23 protein-coding genes are annotated in these 22,238 nt (G+C 74.0%); 11 read left to right on the top strand and 12 right to left on the bottom strand.

Annotated elements, in window-relative coordinates; genetic code table 11:
* Positions 1–173: 173 nt before the first annotated feature.
* Positions 174–1,493, top strand: coding sequence for a cupin domain-containing protein (locus tag ACK8GG_RS19025; RefSeq protein WP_440352054.1), 1,320 nt, complete (start codon positions 174–176; stop codon positions 1,491–1,493).
* 30 nt (positions 1,494–1,523) lie between these two features.
* Here ACK8GG_RS19025 and ACK8GG_RS19020 read toward each other — a convergent pair whose 3' ends face one another.
* The 5 genes from ACK8GG_RS19020 to ACK8GG_RS19000 form a co-directional block, all read right to left on the bottom strand.
* Positions 1,524–2,183, bottom strand: a complete 660-nt coding sequence (locus tag ACK8GG_RS19020) for a hypothetical protein (RefSeq protein WP_440353180.1) — start codon at positions 2,181–2,183, stop codon at positions 1,524–1,526.
* Complete coding sequence (locus ACK8GG_RS19015) at positions 2,180–4,837, bottom strand: FtsK/SpoIIIE domain-containing protein (RefSeq protein ID WP_440356906.1); 2,658 nt, start codon at positions 4,835–4,837, stop codon at positions 2,180–2,182. The genes ACK8GG_RS19020 and ACK8GG_RS19015 overlap by 4 nt, the downstream gene beginning before the upstream one ends.
* 17 nt (positions 4,838–4,854) lie before the next feature.
* Positions 4,855–5,853, bottom strand: coding sequence for a hypothetical protein (locus ACK8GG_RS19010; protein ID WP_440353178.1), 999 nt, complete (start codon positions 5,851–5,853; stop codon positions 4,855–4,857).
* Positions 5,854–5,855: 2 nt separating this feature from the next.
* The gene (locus ACK8GG_RS19005) at positions 5,856–6,116 is read right to left on the bottom strand and encodes a hypothetical protein (protein ID WP_440352058.1); all 261 of its coding nucleotides are present in this window, start codon (positions 6,114–6,116) and stop codon (positions 5,856–5,858) included.
* A gap of 124 nt (positions 6,117–6,240) precedes the next feature.
* Positions 6,241–6,633: a hypothetical protein gene (locus ACK8GG_RS19000; RefSeq protein WP_440352059.1), complete on the bottom strand. Its 393-nt coding sequence runs from the start codon at positions 6,631–6,633 to the stop codon at positions 6,241–6,243.
* Positions 6,634–6,722: 89 nt separating this feature from the next.
* On the opposite strand from ACK8GG_RS19000, the gene ACK8GG_RS18995 reads away from it, so the two are divergent.
* From ACK8GG_RS18995 to ACK8GG_RS18985, 3 genes are read left to right on the top strand one after another with little or no spacing between them, the layout of a single operon-like run.
* Positions 6,723–9,281 carry an ATP-dependent Clp protease ATP-binding subunit gene (locus ACK8GG_RS18995; RefSeq protein WP_440352060.1) on the top strand — a complete coding sequence of 853 codons (2,559 nt, stop codon included), beginning with the start codon at positions 6,723–6,725 and terminating at the stop codon, positions 9,279–9,281.
* Positions 9,278–9,445, top strand: coding sequence for a hypothetical protein (locus ACK8GG_RS18990; RefSeq protein WP_440356905.1), 168 nt, complete (start codon positions 9,278–9,280; stop codon positions 9,443–9,445). Before ACK8GG_RS18995 ends, ACK8GG_RS18990 begins: the two co-directional genes overlap by 4 nt.
* Before the next feature lie 2 nt (positions 9,446–9,447).
* Complete coding sequence (locus tag ACK8GG_RS18985) at positions 9,448–9,846, top strand: DUF3140 domain-containing protein (RefSeq protein WP_440356904.1); 399 nt, start codon at positions 9,448–9,450, stop codon at positions 9,844–9,846.
* Between the two features lie 104 nt (positions 9,847–9,950).
* Here the strand turns inward: ACK8GG_RS18985 and ACK8GG_RS18980 are convergent, their stop codons facing one another.
* The 3 genes from ACK8GG_RS18980 to ACK8GG_RS18970 form a co-directional block, all read right to left on the bottom strand.
* Positions 9,951–10,187, bottom strand: coding sequence for a hypothetical protein (locus ACK8GG_RS18980; protein WP_440352063.1), 237 nt, complete (start codon positions 10,185–10,187; stop codon positions 9,951–9,953).
* A 61-nt stretch (positions 10,188–10,248) separates the two neighbouring features.
* Positions 10,249–11,220, bottom strand: a complete 972-nt coding sequence (locus ACK8GG_RS18975) for a LysR family transcriptional regulator (protein WP_440353175.1) — start codon at positions 11,218–11,220, stop codon at positions 10,249–10,251.
* A gap of 90 nt (positions 11,221–11,310) precedes the next feature.
* Entirely contained in the window at positions 11,311–11,967 is a 657-nt protein-coding gene (locus ACK8GG_RS18970; protein WP_440352065.1) for a hemerythrin domain-containing protein, read from the bottom strand.
* 124 nt (positions 11,968–12,091) lie between these two features.
* On the opposite strand from ACK8GG_RS18970, the gene ACK8GG_RS18965 reads away from it, so the two are divergent.
* Together ACK8GG_RS18965 and ACK8GG_RS18960 are read left to right on the top strand one after the other, a co-directional pair.
* Positions 12,092–13,420 (top strand): M20/M25/M40 family metallo-hydrolase, encoded by a 1,329-nt coding sequence (locus ACK8GG_RS18965; RefSeq protein WP_440352066.1) that lies wholly within the window; start codon positions 12,092–12,094, stop codon positions 13,418–13,420.
* A gap of 58 nt (positions 13,421–13,478) precedes the next feature.
* Positions 13,479–14,141: a hypothetical protein gene (locus ACK8GG_RS18960; protein WP_440353174.1), complete on the top strand. Its 663-nt coding sequence runs from the start codon at positions 13,479–13,481 to the stop codon at positions 14,139–14,141.
* Position 14,142: 1 nt separating this feature from the next.
* Here the strand turns inward: ACK8GG_RS18960 and ACK8GG_RS18955 are convergent, their stop codons facing one another.
* Together ACK8GG_RS18955 and ACK8GG_RS18950 are read right to left on the bottom strand one after the other, a co-directional pair.
* A complete protein-coding gene (locus ACK8GG_RS18955; RefSeq protein WP_440352068.1) occupies positions 14,143–14,337 on the bottom strand; it encodes a DUF5703 family protein in 195 nt (64 codons plus the stop codon).
* 111 nt (positions 14,338–14,448) lie between these two features.
* A complete protein-coding gene (locus ACK8GG_RS18950; RefSeq protein WP_440352069.1) occupies positions 14,449–15,420 on the bottom strand; it encodes an aldo/keto reductase in 972 nt (323 codons plus the stop codon).
* A 180-nt stretch (positions 15,421–15,600) separates the two neighbouring features.
* Between ACK8GG_RS18950 and ACK8GG_RS18945 the strand changes: the two genes are divergently transcribed.
* The 5 genes from ACK8GG_RS18945 to mshC all read left to right on the top strand — a co-directional run bounded on the left by ACK8GG_RS18945 (position 15,601) and on the right by mshC (position 20,271).
* Positions 15,601–16,653, top strand: a complete 1,053-nt coding sequence (locus ACK8GG_RS18945; protein WP_440356903.1) for an LLM class F420-dependent oxidoreductase — start codon at positions 15,601–15,603, stop codon at positions 16,651–16,653.
* A gap of 133 nt (positions 16,654–16,786) precedes the next feature.
* On the top strand, positions 16,787–17,473 hold the full coding sequence (locus tag ACK8GG_RS18940; protein ID WP_440353173.1) for an MSMEG_4193 family putative phosphomutase: 687 nt from the start codon (positions 16,787–16,789) through the stop codon (positions 17,471–17,473).
* Positions 17,474–17,573: 100 nt separating this feature from the next.
* Positions 17,574–18,146 carry a DUF3090 domain-containing protein gene (locus ACK8GG_RS18935; RefSeq protein WP_440353172.1) on the top strand — a complete coding sequence of 191 codons (573 nt, stop codon included), beginning with the start codon at positions 17,574–17,576 and terminating at the stop codon, positions 18,144–18,146.
* Positions 18,143–18,964 carry an SCO1664 family protein gene (locus ACK8GG_RS18930; protein ID WP_440353171.1) on the top strand — a complete coding sequence of 274 codons (822 nt, stop codon included), beginning with the start codon at positions 18,143–18,145 and terminating at the stop codon, positions 18,962–18,964. Before ACK8GG_RS18935 ends, ACK8GG_RS18930 begins: the two co-directional genes overlap by 4 nt.
* Before the next feature lie 68 nt (positions 18,965–19,032).
* Positions 19,033–20,271 (top strand): cysteine--1-D-myo-inosityl 2-amino-2-deoxy-alpha-D-glucopyranoside ligase, encoded by a 1,239-nt coding sequence (mshC, locus tag ACK8GG_RS18925; RefSeq protein ID WP_440356902.1) that lies wholly within the window; start codon positions 19,033–19,035, stop codon positions 20,269–20,271.
* Here the strand turns inward: mshC and ACK8GG_RS18920 are convergent.
* Positions 20,268–21,059, bottom strand: a complete 792-nt coding sequence (locus tag ACK8GG_RS18920) for a GntR family transcriptional regulator (RefSeq protein WP_440356901.1) — start codon at positions 21,057–21,059, stop codon at positions 20,268–20,270. The genes mshC and ACK8GG_RS18920 overlap by 4 nt on opposite strands.
* A gap of 127 nt (positions 21,060–21,186) precedes the next feature.
* Positions 21,187–22,074: a PAC2 family protein gene (locus ACK8GG_RS18915; RefSeq protein ID WP_440352075.1), complete on the bottom strand. Its 888-nt coding sequence runs from the start codon at positions 22,072–22,074 to the stop codon at positions 21,187–21,189.
* Between the last annotated feature and the right edge of the window lie 164 nt (positions 22,075–22,238).

Below are 22,238 nucleotides of genomic sequence, written 5' to 3'. Positions count from 1 at the left end.
AGCACGACGGTGGCGCGGATGGCAGCGCGGAGGGTCCGGCTGACGGCGGTGCGACGCCGGGTCAGCACGACGGTGGCGCGGATGGCAGCGCGGAGGGTCCGGCTGACGGCGGTGCGACGCCGGGTCAGCACGACGGTGGCGCCGACGGCAGTGCTCGCTGAGAAAGGCCGGCAGTGACGCACAGCCAACCGCCGGGCGGCCCCGACCGCCCGGCGGTGCTTCATTCCGAACCCGGTGCCGCACTGCGGCGCTGCGCCGCGATCGAGACCGAGAAGTTCGCCACCGGCCACTGGGGCCGGGCGCCGTTGCTCTCGCGCGCCGCCGAACTGCCCAACCCGGCGGGCTTCACCGACCTGCTCAGCCCGGCCGACGCCGACGAGCTGCTCAGCCGACGCGGGCTGCGGACACCGTTCCTGCGGATCGCCCGCAACGGTGAGCTGGTCCCGGCTGCCCGCTACACCGGCGGCGGCGGGGCCGGCGCCGAGATCGGCGACCAGGTCCTCGACGAGCGGGTGCTGGAGCTCTACTCCGGCGGCGCCACCCTCGTGCTGCAGGGCCTGCACCGGCTCTGGCCGCCGCTGACCGAGTTCACCCGGCACCTCGCCGCCGACGTCGGGCAGCCGCTGCAGGTCAACGCCTACCTCACTCCGCCCGACAGTCAGGGCTTCGCGACCCACTACGACACCCATGACGTCTTCGTGCTCCAGGTCGACGGACGCAAACACTGGCGCATCCACGCTCCCGTGCTGGCCGACCCACTGGAGCGCCAGCCGTGGGGCGGCCGCGCCGATGAAGTCGGCGCCGTCGCCGACGGCACGCCTGCGCTCGACGTGGTGCTCGAACCCGGGGATGCCCTCTACCTGCCCCGTGGCTGGCTGCACAGCGCCCAGGCGCAGGCCGAGAGCTCGCTGCACCTGACCGTCGGCGTCCGGGCGCTGACCCGCTACACCCTCGTCGAGGAGCTGCTGGCGCTCGCCGCCGAGGACGCGCGACTGCGCGCCGGGCTGCCCTTCGGTCTCGACGTGGCCGACCCGGAGGCGATCGAGCCGGTGCTGACCGAGACGGTGGAGGCGCTGCGGGACTGGCTCCACCGCGTCGAGCCCGCCGCGGTCGCCGACCGGCTGCGCCGCCGGGCCTGGCCCGCGTCGCGCCCGGCGCCGATCCGCCCGCTGGCCCAGGCGGCCGCCGTCGACACGCTCGACGCCACCGCACGCATCGCGCTGCGCGACGGGCTGCGCTGCCGGCTGCGCGCCGACGGGGACGAACGTGTTGAACTGCTTACCTTCGACCGCACGATCAGCTTCCCGGCCCAGTGCGCGCCGGCGCTGCGGACGCTGCTCGAAGCCCGCCCGGTGCAGGTGGCGCAGCTGCCCGGACTCGACGACGACGCCGACCGGCTGGTGCTGGCCCGGCGGCTGCTGCGGGAGGCGATCGCCGTACCGGCCGCAGGGCCGCAGCGGTGGCGATCGCCGGGGGGCCCTGCGGCGTCGTGACCGCACCGCTCACCGGACCGCCGAGAGGGGTCAGCGCAGCAACAACAGCAGGGTGGCGGCGGTTACCAGCCCGGCGCTGAGCACCACCGCCACCGGCCCGGGACCGAGGGCGGCATGCCGGCGGTCGGCCAGCACCTTCGCCGGCGCCAGCGCCGCGAAGGGACCGAGCATCGTCACCGCCAGCGCGAGCACCGGCATTCCCACCGCCAGCTCACCGCCGTAGTGGTCGCCCAGCGCCCGCGCGCCCAGTCCGAGCGCGAACGTCAGCACGGTGGTCAGGACCCCGGCCAGCGCCAGCAGCGGATTTGCCGAACCGTCGAGTTCACCGGGGCGGCCGGCCCGGTCCAGCAGGTCGCGGGCCGCGGCGAGCAGCGCCACCGGATCACCGCCGGCCCCGGACGCGGGCACCGGCGGGCTGCCCAGCCGGTTCGGCCCGAGCCGCACCCGCCGGCGCAGCACCTCCCAGAGCTCGGCTGCCTCCCGGTCGACCTGCGCCACCTGCTCGGCGGCCGCCGTCACCTCCGCCCGGGCGCTCGCCACCCGGTCGCGGGCCGCACGTACCGCCGCCTCGGCGGCCTCGCACTGCTGGGCGTACCAGCCGTGGGCCTCCTGACGCTGGTCGGCCAGCCGGCCGTTGAGCGCGGCCAGTTCGGCCACCGCCGCCTCGTACGCGGCCTGCCGTTCGCTCATGACTGCGGCCCGTACGGGATGATGACCTGGCCGGTGCGGTGGACCGCCCGGTCGAAGTAGAGCGCCCGCCACGGGCGGGGATACCAGTGCGGACCTCCCGGGCCGGGATACAGCGGCGCGAGTTCGGCGCCCTGCACGTCCAACGCCACCCACGCGCCGATCTGGTCGGTACGCGACGCCGGGCCTCCCAGGTCGGCGCGCAGCCGCGCCACACCCCGCCACCAGCCGAGCAGATGGATGCGCCGCTCCGGCCCGTCGTGCAGGATCCGGCGCAGCTGATGCAGGCCCGCCTCGCCTCCGGGCAGCCGCCGCAGCGCGTCGACGGCGTAGACCAGCAGGTAGTGCGGGGTCGCCGCCGCCTCGGTCAGCTCCCCGGCGGTCTCGTCGAGGAGCTCGCCGACGCTCTGCTCGTCGTACCAGGCGGCGTCGTCGCCGAGCGCGGCGAAGAGCGACCGGGCCGCGGTGTCGGCGTCCGGGTCGAGGCAGGCGACGGAGAAGCGGGCGGCGCCGGGCCGGTGCTGGCGGGCCAGCGAGCGGCCGGCGGCGTCGAGGACCGCGCAGGCCTCGTCGACGCGGGTGCCGAGCACCGCCAGGTTGCGGCCGGGCGCCCGTGGCAGGCGCAGCCGCGCCGACCGGGCCCGCACGTCGATGACCTCGCCGAGCAGCGCCACCGGCGCGCCCGTTCCCGGCTCGGCCGGGCCCAGCTCGCGCAGGTCCGGCGCGGCGGTCAGCAGCGGCACGGCGTCACCGTCGAAGAGCCGCGGCGGGGCGGCGTCGGGGGTGCGCATCCGCCAGAGCCGCTGCTGCAGGTCGTTCCAGCTCTGCCGGTCACCGGCGTTCGGGATCCGGGCGATCCGGTTCCCCTCGGCCATGCCCGACTCGTCGTTGACGACCGCATGGTGGCGCGGCAGGCTCTGCGCCGCGTCGTTGCGTTCGGCCAGGATCCGCAGCGCCTTCGGCAGGGCGATGCGCAACGTGAACTGGGCGACCAGCGCGGGCCGTCCCCAGAGCGCCTCGATGCCCCGCACGTCCTGGGAGGCCAGCACCAGGTGGATGCCCTGTGAGCGGCCGCGCCGGGCCAGGTCCTCCAGCAGGTCCGCGGCCTCGCGTACGACGGCGTCGCGGCCGGCGAGCAGCATCTGGAACTCGTCGACCACCGCGACGATGCGGGGCCAGTGCCCGTCGGGATCGGCGTCCCGCAGTTCGGCGAGGGTCGTCACCTCGTGCTTGCGGGCGGCGTCCGCGCGTCGTCGCAGCTCGTCGGCGAGGAACCGCAGCAGTGCCAGCCCGAACTCCCGGTCGGTGTTGACGTTGATGCCGACCAGCCGCAGGTGCGGCAGCCAGCTCGGGTCCCGGCGGCCCTGGGCGAACCGGGCGAAGGAGACCCCCTCCTTGAAGTCGAGCAGGTACAGCTCCAGTTCGGCGGGGGAGTAGCGCGTGGTCAGCGCCGCGATCCAGGCGAAGATCAGGTTTGTCTTGCCGGTGCCCGACGGACCGCCGATCAGGGCGTGCGGCGGGTAGTCGCCCAGCGTCAACGACACCGCGTGCCCGTCCGCGCCGTCGCCGATCGGCACGGTCAACGACTCGGTGGCGCTCTCCCGCCAGAACTGCTCCGCCGCGGGCAGCAGGTCGGCCAGCAGCGCCGGCGGGGGACCGGCGCTGAAACGTGCCGCCACCTCCCGGCAGGTGCGGCTGACCAGGGGGGCCGGCGGGGACGGATCCAGGCGTACCGGCAGCGTGCCCAGGCCGCTCAGGCGGGCGCCGTCCCCGTCGGCGGTGAGCCGGCGCAGCGTGGGCCGCTGCGGCAGGTCGATGTCGCGCACCACCAGGTGCACGCCACAGGCGGCGCCGGTGCGCAGGATCCGGTCCAGCTGCCCCCGCTCGTGCCGGGAGGGCTCCTCGCCGCCGAGCAGGACCGCGACCCGCCACGGTTCGGGGCGGCGTCCGGTGGCGGCGGCCAGTTCGTGCAGCGAGCTGTGCTCACCGGCGAGCACCGTCTCGTTGATCCGGCGGATGTGGTCGACGAGTTCGTCGAGGAGCGCGCCCAGCCCGCCCGGCCCGGCGAAGGTCAGCAGACCCGCCCCAGCCAGCGGTGCGAAGCCGGCCAACCCGCCGCCCAGCTGCTCCGGGTCGTAGCCGGCGAGGCGGACCAGTCCCGGCTCGGCCTGCCCGAGGCAGCGCAGCAGGACCCCGCTCACCGCCGCGTCGCAGCCGGGCGCGTCGGCGCCCGACACGTGCAGGTGGCCGCTGTCCAGCAGGGGCAGCAGCGCCGGGACCGGCTGCCCGCCGGGCACCTGCGCCTCGCCCACGCGTACCGGGTCGGCGCGCTGCCCGCGCGGCAGCGGCGCCGGCGCCCAGTCGTCCCAGCCGGTGCCGGCGGCACCGGGAGCGGCCAGGGCGGCCGCGCCACGGGCCGCGGCGGTGAGCCGGTCGAGCCGGTCGGCGTGGCGGGTGTCGATGACCGCGAGCCGCCGGTCCCGCTCCGCGCCGACGCGGTCGGGCACCTCGGCGGCGGCCCGCCGGGTGCGCTCCAGCCGGGCGGTGGCCGCTTCCTGGGCGGCGCGGGCCGAGCGCAGCCGGTCGCGGGCCGCGCCCTGCGCCTGGGACAGGGTGGCCCTGATCCGGGCGGCGAGCTCGGCGCGCAGGTCAGCCACGGTCGGGCTCCGGCAGATCAGTCACGGCGCCGCTCCGGCAGGTCGCGGTTGAGCCGGCCGGCCAGGTATCCGGTGAGCACCGCCGAGGCGACCGCCGGGTCGGCCGGGTTGCCCGCTGTCGTGCTCCGCCGCGGCGGCGGGGTGCGGCAGACGCGGCTGAGCACGTCCTCCAGTACCGGTGCCGGCAGGCCGGGCAGCAGCGACCGTACGGCGGTGTCGACCTCCCGGCGCAGCCGCGGCAGGTCCTGCCCACGGGGTGGGTGACCGAGCAGGTCGGCGCAGAGTTCCCGCAGCAGCGGCGGGGTGAGCGCGGCCAGGCCGAGGCCGGCGTCGGTGCGGGCCCGGCGCAGCTCGGCGTGGAGCCGGTCCCGGTCGCCGCTGCGGGCCTGCCGGGCCACCCGCCGCAGCAGGTCACCGGGGTCGGCGGTCTGTTCGTGCTGCTCGCCGCTCTGTGCGGGGGAACCGGTCAGCTCGGCGACCCGCTCGCGCCACCAGCGGCCCGCCGGATCCGGCGCCGTCGTCTTCCGGGACGCCGTCAGCGGGCGCGCCGCGACGTCCGCGGCGGCCGGCTCACCGGCCGGCCGGGACCGCTGCGGCGCGGGACGGGCGGCGCCGACCTGCTCCGGACGCGGTGTGCCGCCGCGCGTCTGCGGCTGCTCCGGTGCCCGCCGCGGGTCGTCCTCGGGCTGCCGTTGCCCGTCGTGGGGCCGCTGCCGGACCGGCTCGCGCCCGTCGCGCTCGCCCGTCGCGCCGGCGTCGCCGTCGACCATCCCGATCGCCGTCAGGTACGCCGCCAGGTGCTCCTGGGCCACCCGCAGCGCGTGGGAGGCGGCTTCGGCGTGCTCCACCGCCGCGCCCAGCTCCGGCACCCCCATCGGGTCGGCGGAGGACTCGCGGACCCGGCGCAGCTGCTCCGCGGCGGTGCCGAAGCGTTCCAGCGCGGCCAGGATCGCCGCCACCGGCAGCTCGTCGGAGGCGGCGCGCAACCGCACGGCCAGCTCCTCGATCAGCGACATGGTCAGAGCGTCGAGACGTAGAGTTCGGCCTGCTCGACGGCGGTGAGCACGGCTGCCAGGCACTCCTGGAGCTCCTGGCCGGCCTGCGCAAGCGAGGAGTGGGCGGCGGTGACACTCTCGTGTCCGCTGCCCTCCAGCGCGCCGGCGAGGGTCTGCTGCGCCTCGGCTAGCTTCTCCCCGGCGGCCTGCACCGCGGCCTGTCCCTCTCCGATCTGTGCCAGGGCCGCGTCGATGGCGGCCTTGAGCTCGGCGACACTCGACACAGGACCTCCTGGGGGTGGGAAGAGTCCGGGACAGCCTAAGCGGATTATGCCCCGATGATCGCGTCCGGGGCATCTGGACAGCGGCGCGTCCGCCGTCCCGTCGGGTGGCCTTGCCGGGGCCCGGTCAGTCGTGGCCGGTGGCCCCGGTCAGCCAGCGCGGGCCGCGTACCTCGGCGTCCTCGGCCGCCACCCGGGCGCACAGCAGCCGGTCGGCGGTGACCACGACCCGGCGGCGTCCCGGGTGCGCCCGGACCACCTCGACGATCGTGTCGTCGCCGCTGCCGGGCGCGGCGACCACCTCCACCCCGGGCACCGCCGGGATGTCCCGGGCCGCGCCCTCCACCACCAGCACCACCCGCACCGGTGGCACCACCTCGGCCAGACCACCGGCGGCGATGCCGGTCAGCCGGTCGCGCAGCCGGGCGGTGGCGCCGGCACGATCACGCCACCAGCCGTCCGGACGGGACCCGACCACGTTCGCGGCATCGACGATCAGCACGGTCTCGGCCTGCTCCATCTTCCCAGGGTGCCAGGGGCGTGACGTTTGTGCCGACGGCCGCCGGGTAGCCCACGCCGACCGCTTCACGCCGTGGGGGGAAACAGATCATGACGCAGGGACCCGCCGATTTCGGCTCCGACCCCTGGGACGAGTTCCTCGCCCGGTACTTCGGCCGGGGGGAGGGGCGGCGGCCGGGGCAGCGCGTCGACATCACCCGGTTGATGACCGCCGACGCGCGTGAACTGCTCGCCGAGGCCGCCCGGCGCGCCGCGCAGAAGCGCAGCGCCGATCTCGACACCGATCATCTGCTCTGGGCCGCTCTGCAGCGCGAGCCGTTGCGGGACCTGGTCAGCCGGGCCGGCGCCGACCCGTACGCCCTGGTCAACGCGCTCGGCGGCCGGGGCAACGGGACGCCCAAGGGGCAGGTGCCGCCGCACCTGTCGCTGACACCGGCGGCGAAGCGGGCGCTGCTCGACGCCCACCAGCTCTCCCGGGCGATGGGGGCCAGCTACATCGGGCCCGAGCACATCCTGATGGCGCTGCCGCTGAACCCGGAGTCGCCGGCCGGGCGGATGCTGGCCGCCGGCCGGATCCAGCCCGAGTCGTTGCAGGCCGCCAGCGCTGAGAAGGGGGCCGCGCCGGAGGGACGGGCCGACCGGGGCACCCCGACGCTCGACCAGTACGGCCGCGATCTCACCGATCTGGCCCGGGAGGACCGCATCGACCCGGTCATCGGGCGTACCGACGAGATCGAGCAGACCGTGGAGATCCTGTCCCGGCGTACCAAGAACAACCCCGTCCTCATCGGTGAGGCGGGTGTGGGCAAGACCGCCATCGTCGAAGGGCTCGCCGAGCGGATCATCGACGGTGACGTGCCGCAGACGCTGCTCGGCAAGCGGGTCATCCAGCTGGACCTGGCGGGGCTCGTCGCCGGCACCCGCTACCGCGGTGACTTCGAGGAACGGCTCAAGAAGGTCATCGACGAGATCCGCGCCCACAACGACGAACTGATCATTTTCCTGGACGAGCTGCACACCCTGGTCGGGGCCGGCGGCTCCGGCGGCGAGGGCAGCGGCATGGACGCCAGCAACATGCTCAAACCGGCGCTGGCCCGCGGCGAGCTGCGGGTGATCGGCGCGACCACCCTCAACGAGTACCGCAAGAGCATCGAGAAGGACGCCGCGCTGGCCCGCCGTTTCCAGCCCGTTCTGGTGCCCGAGCCGACCGTCGAGGACACCATCACCATCCTGCGGGGGTTGCGGGACCGCTACGAGGCGCACCACCAGGTCCGCTTCACCGACGAGGCGCTCGTTGCCGCAGCGCAGCTCGCCGACCGCTACGTCACCGACCGGTTCCTGCCGGACAAGGCGATCGACCTGATCGACCAGGCGGGCGCCCGGGTGCGGCTGCGCACGCGGACCCCGGCCGCCGATGTGCGCGACCTGGAACGGCAGCTGCAGGAGATCCGGCGGGACAAGGATCAGGCCGTCTCCGACGAGCAGTACGAGCGCGCCTCCCAGCTGCGCGACCGGGTGCAGCAGTTGCAGGACGAGATCGGCCGGGCCGAGGGGCAGGGCGACTCGCCGCAGGTGCCCGCCGTCGACACCCAGGAGATCGCCGAGGTGGTGTCCCGCTCCACCGGCATCCCGGTGCGTCAGCTCACCGAGGAGGAACGGGACCGGCTGCTGCGCCTGGAGTCGCAGCTGCACGAGCGCGTGATCGGCCAGGACGACGCGGTCAACGCCGTCGCCGAATCGGTCCGCCGCTCCCGCGCCGGTCTCTCCGACCCGGACCGTCCGATGGGCAGCTTCCTGTTCCTGGGTCCCACCGGTGTGGGCAAGACCGAGCTGGCCAAGACGCTGGCCGAGGTGCTCTTCGGCGACGAGGACCGGATGATCCGCCTGGACATGAGCGAGTTCCAGGAGCGGCACACGGTCAGCCGGCTCGTCGGCGCCCCACCCGGCTACGTCGGCTACGAGGAGGCCGGGCAGCTCACCGAGGCGATCCGCCGCCGGCCGTACGCGGTGGTGCTCCTGGACGAGATCGAGAAGGCCCACCAGGACGTCTTCAACGCGCTGCTGCAGGTCCTGGAGGACGGCCGGCTCACCGACAGCCAGGGGCGGACGGTGAACTTCCGCAACGCAGTGGTGATCATGACGAGCAACCTGGGTTCGGAGCTGATCACCGGCACCCGCCGTTCGGTGGGCTTCGGCGAGGTCGGCGACGGCCGCGAACGCGAGGCCCGGGACCTGCGGGAGAGCCTGATGCGCCGGCTGCAGGAGTCCTTCCGGCCGGAGTTCCTCAACCGCATCGACGAGATCATCATCTTCCAGCGCCTGGAGATCGAGCAGCTGCGTCAGATCACCGGGCTGCTGCTGGAGGAGACCCGCCGCCGGCTGCACGCCCAGGACGTCTCGCTCTCCTTCGACGACTCCGCCGTGGACTGGATCGCCGCGCATGGCAACCGCCCCGAGTTCGGGGCGCGTCCGTTGCGGCGGGTGATCCAGCGTGAGGTGGAGAACCCGCTGTCGACGATGCTGCTCGACGGGGCGATCAGCTCCGGGCAGCAGGTCCGGGTCGGTGTGCGCGACGACCGGCTCAACTTCGACGTCAGCGCCGCGGCCCGCACCGACCGCACCCCGGCGACCAGCACCCATCCGCGATGACCGACGCGGACGGACCCGGGCTGCCCGAAGAGGACGCGGAGGAGCCGATCCGCGCCGAGCCCATCGCGAATCCGGCGCGCGTGCGCGTCGCCGCCGCGGAGACGCCCGACCGGCTCTCCGACGACCCGGTCCCGGCCCCGCCGGGACCCGACGGTGAGGAGTGACGATGCCCCGTGACCAGCGGCTCGACCCGGAGGTGGAGGCGTTGTGGGACGACTTCCACTTGTACGTCAATGTCAGCTCCGAGCAGCTGCGCTCCTGGCTGCTGACCGAAGGCTCCGGTACGCAGGCCTTCCCGGCCGAGGCGCAGGACGCGACCTCGGAGCAGGGCCGGAGCATCCTCGCCGTGCTGCGCAAGCGCAAGGTGGACCTGACCCCCGCCGACGTGGACGTCATGCGTGACACGGTGATGGAGATCCAGGAGCTGCTGGCGTCGCCGCCGCGCGCCGGCGCGTCCGATCAGGGTTGGCGGCATGCGCTGCTGAGCCTCGGCCACGACGTGCTGCGTGAACGGGAGCTGGCGACGGAGCCGGGGGCCCCGCAGCACCGCCGGCACCCGGGCTGAGACCCGGCGTCATGGGCCGACGTGCAGGCCGCGGCACCCGCATCGACGGGGGCCGTGGCCTGCACGTCCGGTGCTGTCACCGTGGCTGCGCCACCGGCGTGACGCTACTGCGATTCGAAGCTCTCGATCCGCAGCCCCATCGCCTCGGCGCTCGCGCGTCGCTGCCGGCGCAGCTGCTCCTCGTGGGCCAGCAGGTTCGCGTACTCGGCCATGTCGGCCAGCCCGGGCACGTCCGGCACCCGGCGCAGGAACGCCTCCATCTCGGCCGAGGCGGCGTTGTGCGCGGTGGCGGCGTCGAGGGCGACCTCGCGGACGTCGACGGACGGATTCTGATCGGTCATGGGCGTTGCGTACCCCGGGTGGTGCCGTTCGCACCCGTGTCATCCGCCCACGGCCACGGGCTCAGGCAGCCGAGTGCTGGTGGGCCCCGAACGACGGGTTGCGCCCCAGCCAGGCCAGGTACTGCGGGTGCGGGGCGAGCGCGTCGGTGTACGCGTCGACCGCCAGTTCGAGGATCTGCTCGGCGTAGCCGGCGGCCGGGGCGTCGGGGTGCCAGCCGAGCAGCAGCCGCCAGCGCAGCGGTACGCCCGCCAGGGGCCGGGTGACCAGGCCCGCGACCGGACGGAACGTCGCCTGGCACAGCGCCACCGCCTCACCGGCGTCGACCAGGTCCACACAGCCGCGTACGTCGGTCTCGTAGACCTTCCGGGGGGTGAAACCGGCCCGGGCGCAGGCGGCGGCGAAGCAGTCGCCGAAGCAGCCGTCGCCCGGGGCGGTCACCCACTGCTCCCCGGCGAGAGCGCCCAGGGGCACCTCTTCGCTTGCGGCGAGCGGGTGGGTCTCCGGCAGCAGCACGAAGACCGGGTCCATCGCCACCTCCCGCCAGCTGAGCCCGAACTCCGCCGACGGAGTCGTCTGCCCGCAGACACCGGTCAGCGCGTAGTCGAGCCGGGCGCCGGCGACCAGCCGGCCCAGCTCGTCGGCGGACCAGGAGGCGTAGGTGCTGATCTGCGCCTGTGGCTGACTGAGGGCCAGCCGGTGGATCAGCCGGCCGAGGATGGGGCTGTTGACGCCGCCGAAGCGGTAGCGGCTGAGCCCGTCTCCACCGCCGGCGAGCCGGGTCGCCTCGTCCTGCAGCCCCTTCATCGCCGGCAGCAGCACCCGGGCACGGGCGAGCACCAGCTCGCCGAGCGCGGTGGCCCGGGCGCCGCGCCGGTCGCGCTCGAAGAGCGGCCCGCCCAGGGTGCGTTCGATTCGTTGGAGTTGCGCGGTCAGCGCCGGCTGGGCCAGCCCGAGCACCGATGCGGCCTTCGTGACGCTGCCGGTCTCCGCGATGGCGCAGACCACCCTCAGGTGACGCAGCTCCAGGTTCATAACGTGACGGTATGACCCCGGCGAACGCACCGGAAGACCTTGGGTTCAGTGATGTTTATCGAATTGTGCCTGTCGGCTGCGGGTTGACGTTCAGCCGGCGTCGCGATCTTTGAGGTCCTCGGGACGGGTGTGCCGGCCGGAGACCACGTCGCGGACCTTGTCGACCATGCCCAGGGCCGGCTCCACCACGCGGTTCCAGGGCGGGGCGTCCGGCGCCTGCGGGTGAGGACGGGTCGGCCCGGCCTCCTCGGCGATCTCCACACGGTTGCCGAGGCGGACAAGGTCGGATTCTTCCAGCACCGACGCCAGCGCCGGCAGGATCTCCGCGTCGAGCCGCCGCACGTGCTGCCGCAGCAGGTCGACGACCCGGGCCGTCGCCGCCGCCCGGGCCGTGTCGTCCGGCGCGGTCGCCTCGAGTTCCCGCAGAGCCTGCAGGATCGCCTGATCGGCGGCGATCTCCCGCGCGGCCAGGGCCTCGCCGTCGGCGAGCACCCGGCGTACGGCGGGGAAGAGGTGCTGCTGCTCGCCGGAGAGGTGCCGCGAGACGACCGCGCTGAGCACCTCGACGGTCTCGCCCTGCTCGTGCTCGCTCCCGTGTGGGCCGGGACCGGCGACGCCTGTCGCCCGCTCGCAGAGCCGCAGCAGCCGGTGGTGCTCCTGTCCGAGCAGCGCGACGACGGTGGCGCCGCCGGGGCGGTATTCATCGGTGCCGGTCACCGGCGGCAGCGGGGGCAGGGGAACGCTCACGGTGATTCTCCTCGATCTGCGCGGCCGGGGGGCGGTTGGCGCGGTACCCACCCGTCAGCGTAGGCAAACCCGCCCCCGCACCGGTGGCCGGTGTCACGCCGGCCCGGCCTGGTATGAAGACCGCATGAGCAGCGACACCACGCCGAGCGTTCCGGCGCCCACCGACGAGGTCGTCGACCTCTGCAGCGACCTGTTGCGCATCGACACCACCAACACCGGCGACAACGCCACCAGCGTGGGGGAGCGCCGGGCGGCCGAGTACGTCGCCGGGCGGCTCGCCGAGGTGGGTGTCGACGCCCAGATCTACGAGTCCGCGCCCGGGCGCGCCAACGTGGTGGCCCGCATCCCCGGCACCGACCCGGGACGCGGCGCGCTGCTGGTGCACGGCCACCTCGACGTCGTGCCCTTCGACGCCTCCGAGTGGTCGGTGCACCCGCTCTCCGGCGAGGTCGCCGGCGGCTACCTCTGGGGCCGCGGCGCGATCGACATGAAGGACTTCGACGCGATGGTGCTCGCGGTGGTGCGGCACTGGCAGCGCACCGGGGTGCGCCCGGCGCGCGACATCGTGCTTGCCTTCACCGCCGACGAGGAGGCCGGCAGCGAGTACGGCGCGCACTGGCTGGTGCAGGAGCACCCGGAGCTCTTCGAGGGCTGCACGGAGGCGATCGGGGAGGTCGGCGGCTTCTCGTACACGATCGACCCGGCCCGGCGGCTCTATCTGATCGAGACCGCCGAGAAGGGGCTCGACTGGATGCGGCTGCGGGTCACCGGGCGCCCGGGCCACGGCTCGATGGTGCACGACGACAACGCGGTGACCAAGCTGGCCGAGGCGGTGGCCCGGGTCGGGTCGCACCGCTTCCCGCTGGTGCTGACCGACACGGTGCGCACCTTCCTGACCGAGACCGCCGACGTGCTCGGTATGGAGTTCGACCCGGAGCACCCGGAGCCGCTGATCGCGCGGCTCGGCCCGATCGCCAACATGATCGGCGCGACGCTGCGCAACACCGCCAACCCCACCCGGTTCGAGGCCGGTTACAAGGACAACGTCATTCCCGGCCGGGCGGTGGCCACCCTGGACTGCCGCAGCCTGCCCGGCCAGTCGGAGCTTCTCGAGGCGCAGCTGCGGGAGCTGGTCGGCCCGGACGTCGACATCGAGTACATCCACCGGCAACCGGCGCTGGAGACCACCTTCGACGGCGCGCTCGTCGACGGGATGTCGCGGGCGCTGCTCGCCGAGGACCCGGGGGCGCGGCCGGTGCCGTACATGCTCTCCGGTGGCACCGACGCCAAGGCCTTCGACCGGCTGGGGATCCGCTGCTTCGGTTTCGTGCCGTTGCGCCTGCCCGCGGACCTGAACTTCTCGGCCCTGTTCCATGGCATCGACGAGCGGGTACCGGTCGACGGGCTACAGTTCGGCGTGCGGGTGCTCGACCGGTTCCTACGCGACGCCTGAACCCCCACCGGCCGCCCACGGACCGGGACCCCGCGCTCATCGACACGAAGGGACCATCATGACCGACCCGCACGCCGAGCTCGACGCTGCCCTGGACCGGGTGATCGAATCCGCCCGACGGCACCTGGCCGCGGTCCGGGCCGCGCAGGGCCGGGTTGACGACGACGACGTCTGGCAGGCCTACGTCGACCTGAACAACACCAGCCACGCCTACGACGACCTGCTGCTCGACGCCTTCGGCGAGGTGACGCCCTGGGATGTGGAGTCTATCGACCCGGACGAGGCCGACGAGCGCTTCGGTGTCGGGATCGGCGGCGCCGACGGCAACGAGCCGGCCGACCCGCACTCGCAGGTCATCTCGGTACGCCAGCGCCGCGACTACCGGGTGCCGAGCGTCGCCGCGCTGCTGCGGGTGGCGGAGGCGGCACGGCGGGCGGAGACTCCCGGTGAGGAGGACCCGGCGCCGGTCGAGGGGGTCGGCGAGGCGGTGCTGGAGCTGCTGCAGGCCGGCGACGGCTCGCTGGCGGCGCTGGACGTGCCGGAGCTGGAGCCCCTGGACGGTCTGGTGATGGTCAGCGAGGTGGCTGCCGCGATCGATCTGGAGGCCTTCGACGACGACGACGCGGCCGGGCCGTTCCAGCCCGATCCGGCGGACCGTCTGGTCGGCCGTCTCGACGAGCACCCCTTCCTCGACGACGAGGACGACAGCCCGCAGGAGTGAGTCAGTAGGACAGGCCCGGTTGCGCGCTGCCGACCGGACGGCGACGCCGCAGCATCACCTGCCGTGTCCCGTCCCGGAACAGGCGCACCCGGGCCAGCTCCCAGCCGGAGAACTCCGCCTGGATCGCCAGCTGGGTGGCGGCGGTGATCCGGTCGACGTTGGGCGGCAGGCGCAGCGGTGCGTATTCGTAGTCCATGTCTCCATCCTGCCGAGCCCCGCAGGCGCCTACCACCCCAACGCCGGTGATCCCGGCCGCCGTCTGTTCCGCCCGCGGCAGCACCGCCGCCGTGGGCCGGGTGGGCACCGGTCAGCCGTCACGTTCCGGGTAGCCGACCTCGATACCCGAGACGTCGTCGAGCGCCCGGACGATCTCGGCGGGCAGGTCGATCCGCTCCACCTGCAGCGCCCCGGCGAGCTGCGCGGCGGTCCGCGCGCCGAGGATCGGGGCGGTCACCCCGGGCCGGTCCCGCACCCAGGCCAGCGCCACCTCCAGCGGCGTGACGCCGAGGCCGCCGGCGGCGGTCGCGACCGCCTGCACGATGCTGGAGCAGCGCGGGTCGAGGTAGCGGCTGACAAACGGTTCGAGGTGCGTGCCGGCGGCCCTGGAGTCCGCCGGGCGCCCATGGCGGTATTTGCCGGTCAGCACCCCGCCGCCCAGCGGCGACCAGGGCAGCACGCCGAGGCCCAGCCCGGCACAGGCGGGCAGCAGTTCCCGCTCGATGCCCCGCTCCAGCAGGGAGTACTCCATCTGGGTGGCGACGATCGGCGCCCGCCCCGGGACGGCGGCCTGCCAGGTGGCGGCCCGCGCGGTCTGCCAGGCGGCGAAGTTCGCCACCCCGATGTAGCGCGCCCGGCCGCTGCTGACCGCGTGGTCGAGGGCGGCGAGTGTCTCCTCCAGTGGCGTCTGCGGGTCGTAGCCGTGCACCTGCCACAGGTCGACGTGATCGGTGCCGAGGCGCCGCAGCGAGGCGTCGAGGGTACGCAGCAGATGGCCGCGGGAGTTGTCCCGGCGCCGCGTCCCACCCGGCCGCAGCCCCGCCTTGGTGGAGATGAGCACCTCGTCGCGGCCGACCACCGTGCCGAGCAGTGAGCCGAGGATGCTCTCGGCCATCCCGTCGCCGAAGACGTCCGCGGTGTCGACGAGGTTGCCGCCGGCGGCGACGTAGCCGGTGAGCTGGTCGGCGGCGTCGTCGGCGTCGGTGTCGAGTCCCCAGGTCATCGTGCCGAGAGCGAGCCGGGAAACCGCCAGCCCGCTTCGGCCGAGCGGTCGTTGCAGCATGAGTGAACTGTATTTGCAACCCGCCCTCACCGATATCCTCGGTAACCCGGATCTCCGCGCGGATCGACACCGGCGGCGTGGGGTGAGCAGGCGGTACCGGTCCCGCGGCCCACCAAGGGTCAACTCGCCGACAGAGGTCACGTACCCTGATGCGACGTTGGTGCCAATTGGGGAGGACCAGTGCGGCTCGGACTCAGCCTCGGATATCAGACAGCGTGGAGCACGCCGGCCGATCATCTGGCCCTGGCACAGGAAGCCGACCGGCTCGGCTACTCGGTGGTGTGGGCGGCGGAGGCGTACGGCTCGGACTCGCCGAGCATGCTCGCCTGGATCGCGGGCCAGACGGAGCGCATCGACGTCGGCAGCGCCGTGATGCAGATCCCGGCCCGTACCCCGGCCGCGACCGCGATGACGGCCACCACGATCGACACCCTCTCCGGTGGCCGGTTCCGGCTCGGACTCGGCGTCTCCGGTCCGCAGGTCTCCGAGGGCTGGCACGGCGTGCGCTTCGCCAAACCGCTGGGCCGCACCCGGGAGTACGTCGACATCGTCAAGATGGCGATCGCCCGCAAGCCGGTGGCCTATGACGGCGAGCACTACACGCTGCCGTTGCCGGACGGCCCCGGCAAGGCCCTGCGCCTCGGGTTCCACCCGCCGCGCCCGGAGATCCCGATCTACCTCGCCGCGGTCGGCCCGAAGAACCTGGAGCTGGCCGGGGAGATCGCCGACGGCTGGCTGGCCATCTTCTACGCCCCGGAGTACGCCGCCGAGCAGCTCGCCTCGATCAGCGCGGGCCGGGCCCGCGCCGGCAAGGAGCTCGCCGGGTTCGACGTGGTCCCGTCGGTACCGGTGGTCGTCGGTGACGACGTCGCCTCCTGCGCCGAACTGGTGCGCTGGTACGCCGCGCTCTACGTCGGCGGCATGGGCAGCCGCAAGCAGAACTTCTACAACCAGCTCGCCACCCGGATGGGCTATGGCAACGCCGCCCGCGAGGTGCAGGATCTCTACCTGGACCACAAGCAGCGCGAGGCGGCCGCCGCCGTGCCGATGGAGTTCATCGACCGGACCTCGCTGCTCGGGCCGAAGGAGCGCATCGCCGAGCGGATGCGGGAGTACGCCGCAGCCGGGGTGACCACCCTGTCGCTGACGATGTTCGTGGCCGACCGGGACAGCGGCATCGCGACGCTGCGCACCTGCGCGGAGGCTCTGGAACTGGCCGGCGTCGGCGACTGACGCCCGGCCCGGCGCCGCCGGGGTCTCCATCCGGCGGCGCCGCGCCGTGTCATCCGCCGCGCCGCGTGCCGCCGCCGGTCGTGTCGCGTCCGCCGCCGGGGCCTAGGGTGGGGCCGTGGCGACCCTCCTGCTCATGCGACACGGCCGAACCTCCTCCAACGCCTCCGGCGGACTCGCCGGGCGGCAACCGGTCGAGCTGGACGAGACGGGCCGCGAACAGGCCGTCGCTGCCGGCGCCCGGCTGCGCGCGCTGCCGTTCGCGGCGGTGGTCAGCAGCCCGTTGATCCGCTGCCGGCAGACTCTCGAGCTGGCCCTGCCCGACACCGAACCGGTGCCGGAGGACGGGCTCGTCGAGTGCGGCTACGGCGGCTGGGAGGGGCAGTCGCTCAAGACGCTGGCCAAGGATCCGCTCTGGCCGGTGGTGCAGCAGCACCCCAGCGGAGCCGTCTTCCCCGAGGGGGAGTCGATGGCAGCGATGTCGGCCCGGGCGGTGGCCGCCGTACGGCGCTGGGATGCCCGCGTCGACGCCGAGCACGGCCCGGAGGCGGTCTGGGCGGCCTGCAGCCACGGCGATGTGATCAAGGCCATTGTCGCGGATGCTCTCGGGCTGCACCTGGACCTGTTCCAGCGCATCGTCGTCGATCCCGGCTCGGTGACGGTGATCCGCTACACCCCGCTTCGCCCCTTCCTCGTCCGGCTCAACGACACCGGCGGCGACCTCGCCGCACTGGTGCCACCGAAGCACTCCGGACCCGACGGTACGCGCGCCGCAGTCTCCTCCGACGCGGCCGTGGGCGGGGGCGCCGGCGCGGCCGGCTGAGGCACTGCCGCCGGGTGCGGCTGGGTGGTCTGTGCCGCGTCGGGCAGATTTCGCCGCCACGGGCGGCCCGGTCTCCGGCGTCGCCGGATAGGGTCACGGTATGACCCACCAGGTGCATGCTTTCGAGCCGCCCGAGCGGTTCGTCGCCGGGACCGTCGGCCCTCCTGGAGAGCGCACCTTCTTCCTCCAGGCCCGCGGCGGCGGCCGGCTGGTCAGCGTGGCGCTGGAGAAGGTCCAGGTGTCGCTGCTGGCGGAGAAGCTGGAGGAGTTGCTCACCGAGGCGACCCGCCGGTTCGGGGTGTCCCTTCCCGAGGCGCCCGTGGCCGCTGTCGACAACGCCCCCCTCGACACCCCCGTCGACGAGGAGTTCCGGGTGGGCACCCTGGGGCTCGCCTTCGACGTCGACACCGCCACCGTCGTGATCGAGGCGATCGCCGTCGGCGAGCCGGAGCCCACCGAAGAGCTCGGTGGGGAGCTCGAGGAGGACGACGACGAGGAGCCGGACGAGGACCTCGACCGCCTCCGGGTCCGGCTGACTCCCGCCGGGGTCCGCGAGTTCATCGAGCGGGCCCGCCGGGTGGTCGCCGCCGGCCGCGCGCCCTGTCCGCTCTGTGGCCAGCCCCTCGACCCGGCCGGCCATCTCTGTCCCCGGCACAACGGCTACCACCGGTGACGGAGGCACAGCTGAGGACTCCGCTGGAGACCGAGACCGCCCTGCGGTTGCTGCGCGACGGGGAGTTCGAGCTGGAGGGCCGCCTCGTCGATGCCTCCAACACCACGCTGCGCGGCTTCGTCACCCTCGACGGGCAGACGGCCCGCTGTGTCTACAAACCCGTACGCGGCGAACGGCCGCTCTGGGACTTCCCCGACGGCACGCTGGCCGGCCGGGAGGTCTCGGCGTACCTGGTCTCGGCCGCCACCGGCTGGGACCTGGTGCCACCGACGGTGCTGCGGGAGCGCGGCCCGCTCGGCGCCGGCGCGTGTCAGCTCTGGATCGACGAGCCGCCGGAGGCCGCCGCCCTGGTGGACTTCGTGCCGGCCGACGAGGTGCCGGCGGGCTGGTTTCCGATCGCCGCGGCCCGCGACGACGACGGTGCGGCGTACGCGCTGGCGCACGCCGACGATCCCCGGCTGGCCCGTCTCGCCCTGCTCGACGTGGTGATCAACAACGCCGACCGCAAGGGCGGGCACGTCATCCACGGCGGCGACGACCGGATCTACGGCGTCGATCACGGGGTGAGCTTCCACACCGACCCGAAGCTGCGCACGGTGCTCTGGGGCTGGGCCGGGCGGCCGCTGCCGGCGCAGGCGCAGCCGGTGCTGGCGGCGCTGGCCGAGGGCCTCGCCGGCAGTCTCGGTGAAGCGCTGGCGACGCACCTCACCGTCGCGGAGGTCGGCGCGCTGGCCGAGCGGGTGCAGCAGCTACGCGAGGCCGCGACCTTCCCGCTGCCGTCGCCGCAGTGGCCGGCGATCCCCTGGCCGCCGATCTGAAGCCGGTGTCACTTTGATCACCTCGGCCCCGCGTCCGCTGCCCGGGCGGCCTCGTTAGGCTGGCCCGCATGGACTCTTGGACCGGACACGAGGTGCCGCGGCTGCCGGGCAGCGGGGTGCCGCTCGCGCTCTACGACTCGGCCCGGCAGGGCGTGCACCCGACCGATCCGGTGGGGCCGGCGACGATGTACGTCTGCGGCATCACCCCGTACGACGCCACCCACCTCGGCCACGCCGCCACCATGATCACGTTCGACCTGGTGCAGCGGATGTGGCGCGACGCGGGGCGCCCGGTGACCTACGTGCAGAACGTCACCGACATCGACGATCCGCTGCTGGAGCGCGCGGCCCGCGACGGCGAGGACTGGGTGGTCCTGGCGATGCGCGAGACCGCGCTGTTCCGCGAGGACATGGAGGCGCTGCGGCTGATCCCGCCGGCGCACTACGTCGGTGCGGTGGAGTCGATCCCGGAGATCGTCGAGAAGGTGCAGCTGCTGCTCAAGGAGGGCGCGGCGTACCGCCTGGAGGACGGCACCGGCGACGTCTACTTCGATATCACCGCCGCCCCCCGCTTCGGCTACGAGTCGAACCTGACGCGGGAGCAGATGCTGCCGCTCTTCGCCGAGCGCGGCGGTGACCCGCAGCGTGCCGGCAAGCGCGACCCGCTGGACCCGCTGCTGTGGCGCGGCGCCCGCCCGGACGAGCCTTCCTGGCCCGGCGGGGATCTGGGTGCGGGGCGCCCGGGCTGGCACATCGAGTGCACGGTGATCGCACTGAATCTGCTCGGTGAGCGCATCGATGTGCAGGGCGGCGGCAACGACCTGCTCTTCCCGCACCACGAGTGCTCCGCCGCGCACGCCGAGCGGCTCACCGGCCAGGCGCCCTTCGCCGGCCACTACGTGCACGCCGGGATGATCGGCCTGGACGGCGAGAAGATGTCAAAGTCGAAGGGGAATCTGGTCTTCGTCTCCCGGCTGCGCGGCGACAAGGTCGATCCGATGGCGATCCGGCTGGCGCTGCTGGCCGGGCACTACCGCACCGACCGGGCCTGGACCCGGGAGCTCTTCGACGCGGCCGTGGAGCGGCTGGCCCGCTGGCGTGCCGCGGCATCGGCCGCGACCGGTCCCGACGGCGCGCTCTTGCTCGACGCCGTGCGCCGCCGGCTCGCCGCGGACCTGGACACCCCGGGCGCGCTGGCCGCCGCCGACCGCTGGGCGCAGGAGGCACTCGCCGGCACGGGTACGGACGCCGCCGCGCCCGCGCTCTTCGCCGACACCGTCGACGCGCTGCTGGGCGTCAAGCTCTAGCCGAGCAGCAGGCCCGGGTCCGGGTCGGGTTCGGTGGCGGGGCCGGGGATGGGGTACTGCTCGGTCAGCGTGGTCATCGGTCCCGGCCAGGTCGCCTGCGCCACCTCGATCGGCTTGCCGTCGCCGTCGCAGGCGACGTGCAGCAGGTGCAGCACGGGGGTGTCGGGGCGGATGCGCAGCAGCTCGGCCTCTTCCCGGCTGGGCTGGCGGGCGGTGATCTGGTCGGTGGCCCGGATGTAGCGGCGGCCGGTGGCCTCCTCCGCCTCCTGGTACAACGGACGGCCGAAGGCCTCGGCGCGCTCCAGTGAGGTGCCGGCCGCGTCGGCGACCCGGAACCAGGAGGCGCCCACCTCCACGGGGGCGTCCTCGGTGCGGACCAGGTGCCGCCGGACCAGCAGTTCGGTCCCGTCGGCCAGGCCGAAGGCGTCTGCGACCTCCGGTGGCGCGGGCGCCCGGTGCACGCCGAGCAGTTCCTGCCGGTACCGGGCGGCGAGGTCGGCGTGGTATCCGCGGAAACCGCCGTACCGGCCGCGGGAGAGCCGGTTGAGCCGGCGCCGGGTGCCGCGTACGTAGGTCCCGGAGCCGGGTTTGGTGATCAGGATTCCTTCGACGCGCAGCTGGTCGACGGCGCGCTGGGCGGTCTGCTTGGCGACTCCGAAGAGCTCGGCGATGGCCGGGATCGAGGGCAGCCGCTCGCCGGGCCCCCAGGCGCCGCTGCGGATCTGTGCCTTCACCTGCCCGGCGATCTGCCGGTGGGGGAACTCCGCCGCACCCGGATTGATCTCCACCTGCCACCCTCCTCATCAGACCGCTAGGTTCCTAGGATGCCTTAGAGGTGGTGCGCACCGCCACCTTCGACACGAAAAAGGGCCCGGACTCCCACGAGGGGAGCCCGGGCCCTACCGTGCGAATCGGCTACCAGGAACCGGCCGTCGGCCCTGGCCCCGGGCCGGGCCCGGCCGGCCCGCCGCGGCGGCGCAGGTACTTCTCGAACTCCTGGGCGATCTCGTCGCCGGTGAGCGGCTCGATGCCGGCGTCGCCCACGCGCTCCTCGAGTTCACGCACGTACTCACCGAGCTCGGCGTCCTGCTCGGCGGCGCTGCGTACCCGCTGCTCCCACTCGGCGGCCTCCTCGGCCAGGTCGGCCATCGGCACCGGCAGGTCGAGCACCTCCTCGACCCGGTGCAGCAGCGCCTGGGTGGCCTTCGGGCAGGGCGGGTTGTTGGCGTAGTGCGGCACGTGCACCCAGAACGAGAGCGCGTCGACATCGGCCTTGTTGCAGGACTCCTGCAGCACCCCGACGATGCCGGTCGGCCCGTCGTAGCGGGTCGGGATGAGCTGGTAGCGCTCGACCGCGTCCTTGTCCGAGGCGCTGCCGCTGATCGGCAACGGCCGGGTGTACGGCACGTCGGCCAGCAGCGCGCCGAGCAGCACGACCCGGTTGACCTCCAGGCTGTGGCAGACCTCCAGGATCTGCTCGCAGAATGTGCGCCAGCGCATGCTCGGCTCGATGCCGCGGATCAGCACCACGTCGCGTTCGGTCCCCTCAGGGCTGGCGACCATGAACTTCGTCGTGGGCCACTCGACCCGCCGGGTCTCGCCGTCGGCCATGGTGATCGTGGGACGGCTCACCTGGAAGTCGTAGAAGTCCTCCGGGTCCAACTCGGTGATCTGCCGGGCCTGCCAGACCTGCTCCAGGTGCTCCACCGCCGCGGTCGACGCGTCGGCGGCGTCGTTCCAGCCCTCGAACGCCGCGATCGCCACCGGGGAGCGCAGCACGGGCAGGCCGTCGAACTCGGTCACGCCGCCACCTTTCCGCGTCCGTGCCCGGTTGCGGCAGTCACGGCGGTCGCCGCGGGCCGCTTGCGTACCAGGTCGGGTTCGCTGTTGTTCCTCACCGCGTCAGCCTACGTGCCGGTGCCGGATCGGGCTCGATGACCGCGCCGCCCTCGCCCCGGCCGCCCGGG

The sequence above is a fragment of the Melissospora conviva genome (assembly GCF_049523535.1).
Lineage (GTDB): Bacteria > Actinomycetota > Actinomycetes > Mycobacteriales > Micromonosporaceae > Melissospora > Melissospora conviva.
This window is presented reverse-complemented; position numbering and strand designations above follow the sequence as displayed.

What these genes read in the sequence shown, in the direction of transcription:
- ACK8GG_RS19020 (WP_440353180.1), bottom strand. Translation starts at nt 2,183, where the DNA reads ATGAGCGAACGGCAGGCCGCGTACGAGGCGGCGGTGGCCGAACTGGCC.
- ACK8GG_RS19010 (WP_440353178.1), bottom strand. Translation starts at nt 5,853, where the DNA reads ATGTCGCTGATCGAGGAGCTGGCCGTGCGGTTGCGCGCCGCCTCCGAC.
- ACK8GG_RS19000 (WP_440352059.1), bottom strand. Translation starts at nt 6,633, where the DNA reads ATGGAGCAGGCCGAGACCGTGCTGATCGTCGATGCCGCGAACGTGGTC.
- ACK8GG_RS18995 (WP_440352060.1), top strand. Translation starts at nt 6,723, where the DNA reads ATGACGCAGGGACCCGCCGATTTCGGCTCCGACCCCTGGGACGAGTTC.
- ACK8GG_RS18990 (WP_440356905.1), top strand. Translation starts at nt 9,278, where the DNA reads ATGACCGACGCGGACGGACCCGGGCTGCCCGAAGAGGACGCGGAGGAG.
- ACK8GG_RS18985 (WP_440356904.1), top strand. Translation starts at nt 9,448, where the DNA reads ATGCCCCGTGACCAGCGGCTCGACCCGGAGGTGGAGGCGTTGTGGGAC.
- ACK8GG_RS18980 (WP_440352063.1), bottom strand. Translation starts at nt 10,187, where the DNA reads ATGACCGATCAGAATCCGTCCGTCGACGTCCGCGAGGTCGCCCTCGAC.
- ACK8GG_RS18975 (WP_440353175.1), bottom strand. Translation starts at nt 11,220, where the DNA reads ATGAACCTGGAGCTGCGTCACCTGAGGGTGGTCTGCGCCATCGCGGAG.
- ACK8GG_RS18965 (WP_440352066.1), top strand. Translation starts at nt 12,092, where the DNA reads ATGAGCAGCGACACCACGCCGAGCGTTCCGGCGCCCACCGACGAGGTC.
- ACK8GG_RS18960 (WP_440353174.1), top strand. Translation starts at nt 13,479, where the DNA reads ATGACCGACCCGCACGCCGAGCTCGACGCTGCCCTGGACCGGGTGATC.
- ACK8GG_RS18955 (WP_440352068.1), bottom strand. Translation starts at nt 14,337, where the DNA reads ATGGACTACGAATACGCACCGCTGCGCCTGCCGCCCAACGTCGACCGG.
- ACK8GG_RS18950 (WP_440352069.1), bottom strand. Translation starts at nt 15,420, where the DNA reads ATGCTGCAACGACCGCTCGGCCGAAGCGGGCTGGCGGTTTCCCGGCTC.
- ACK8GG_RS18940 (WP_440353173.1), top strand. Translation starts at nt 16,787, where the DNA reads ATGCGACACGGCCGAACCTCCTCCAACGCCTCCGGCGGACTCGCCGGG.
- ACK8GG_RS18935 (WP_440353172.1), top strand. Translation starts at nt 17,574, where the DNA reads ATGACCCACCAGGTGCATGCTTTCGAGCCGCCCGAGCGGTTCGTCGCC.
- mshC (WP_440356902.1), top strand. Translation starts at nt 19,033, where the DNA reads ATGGACTCTTGGACCGGACACGAGGTGCCGCGGCTGCCGGGCAGCGGG.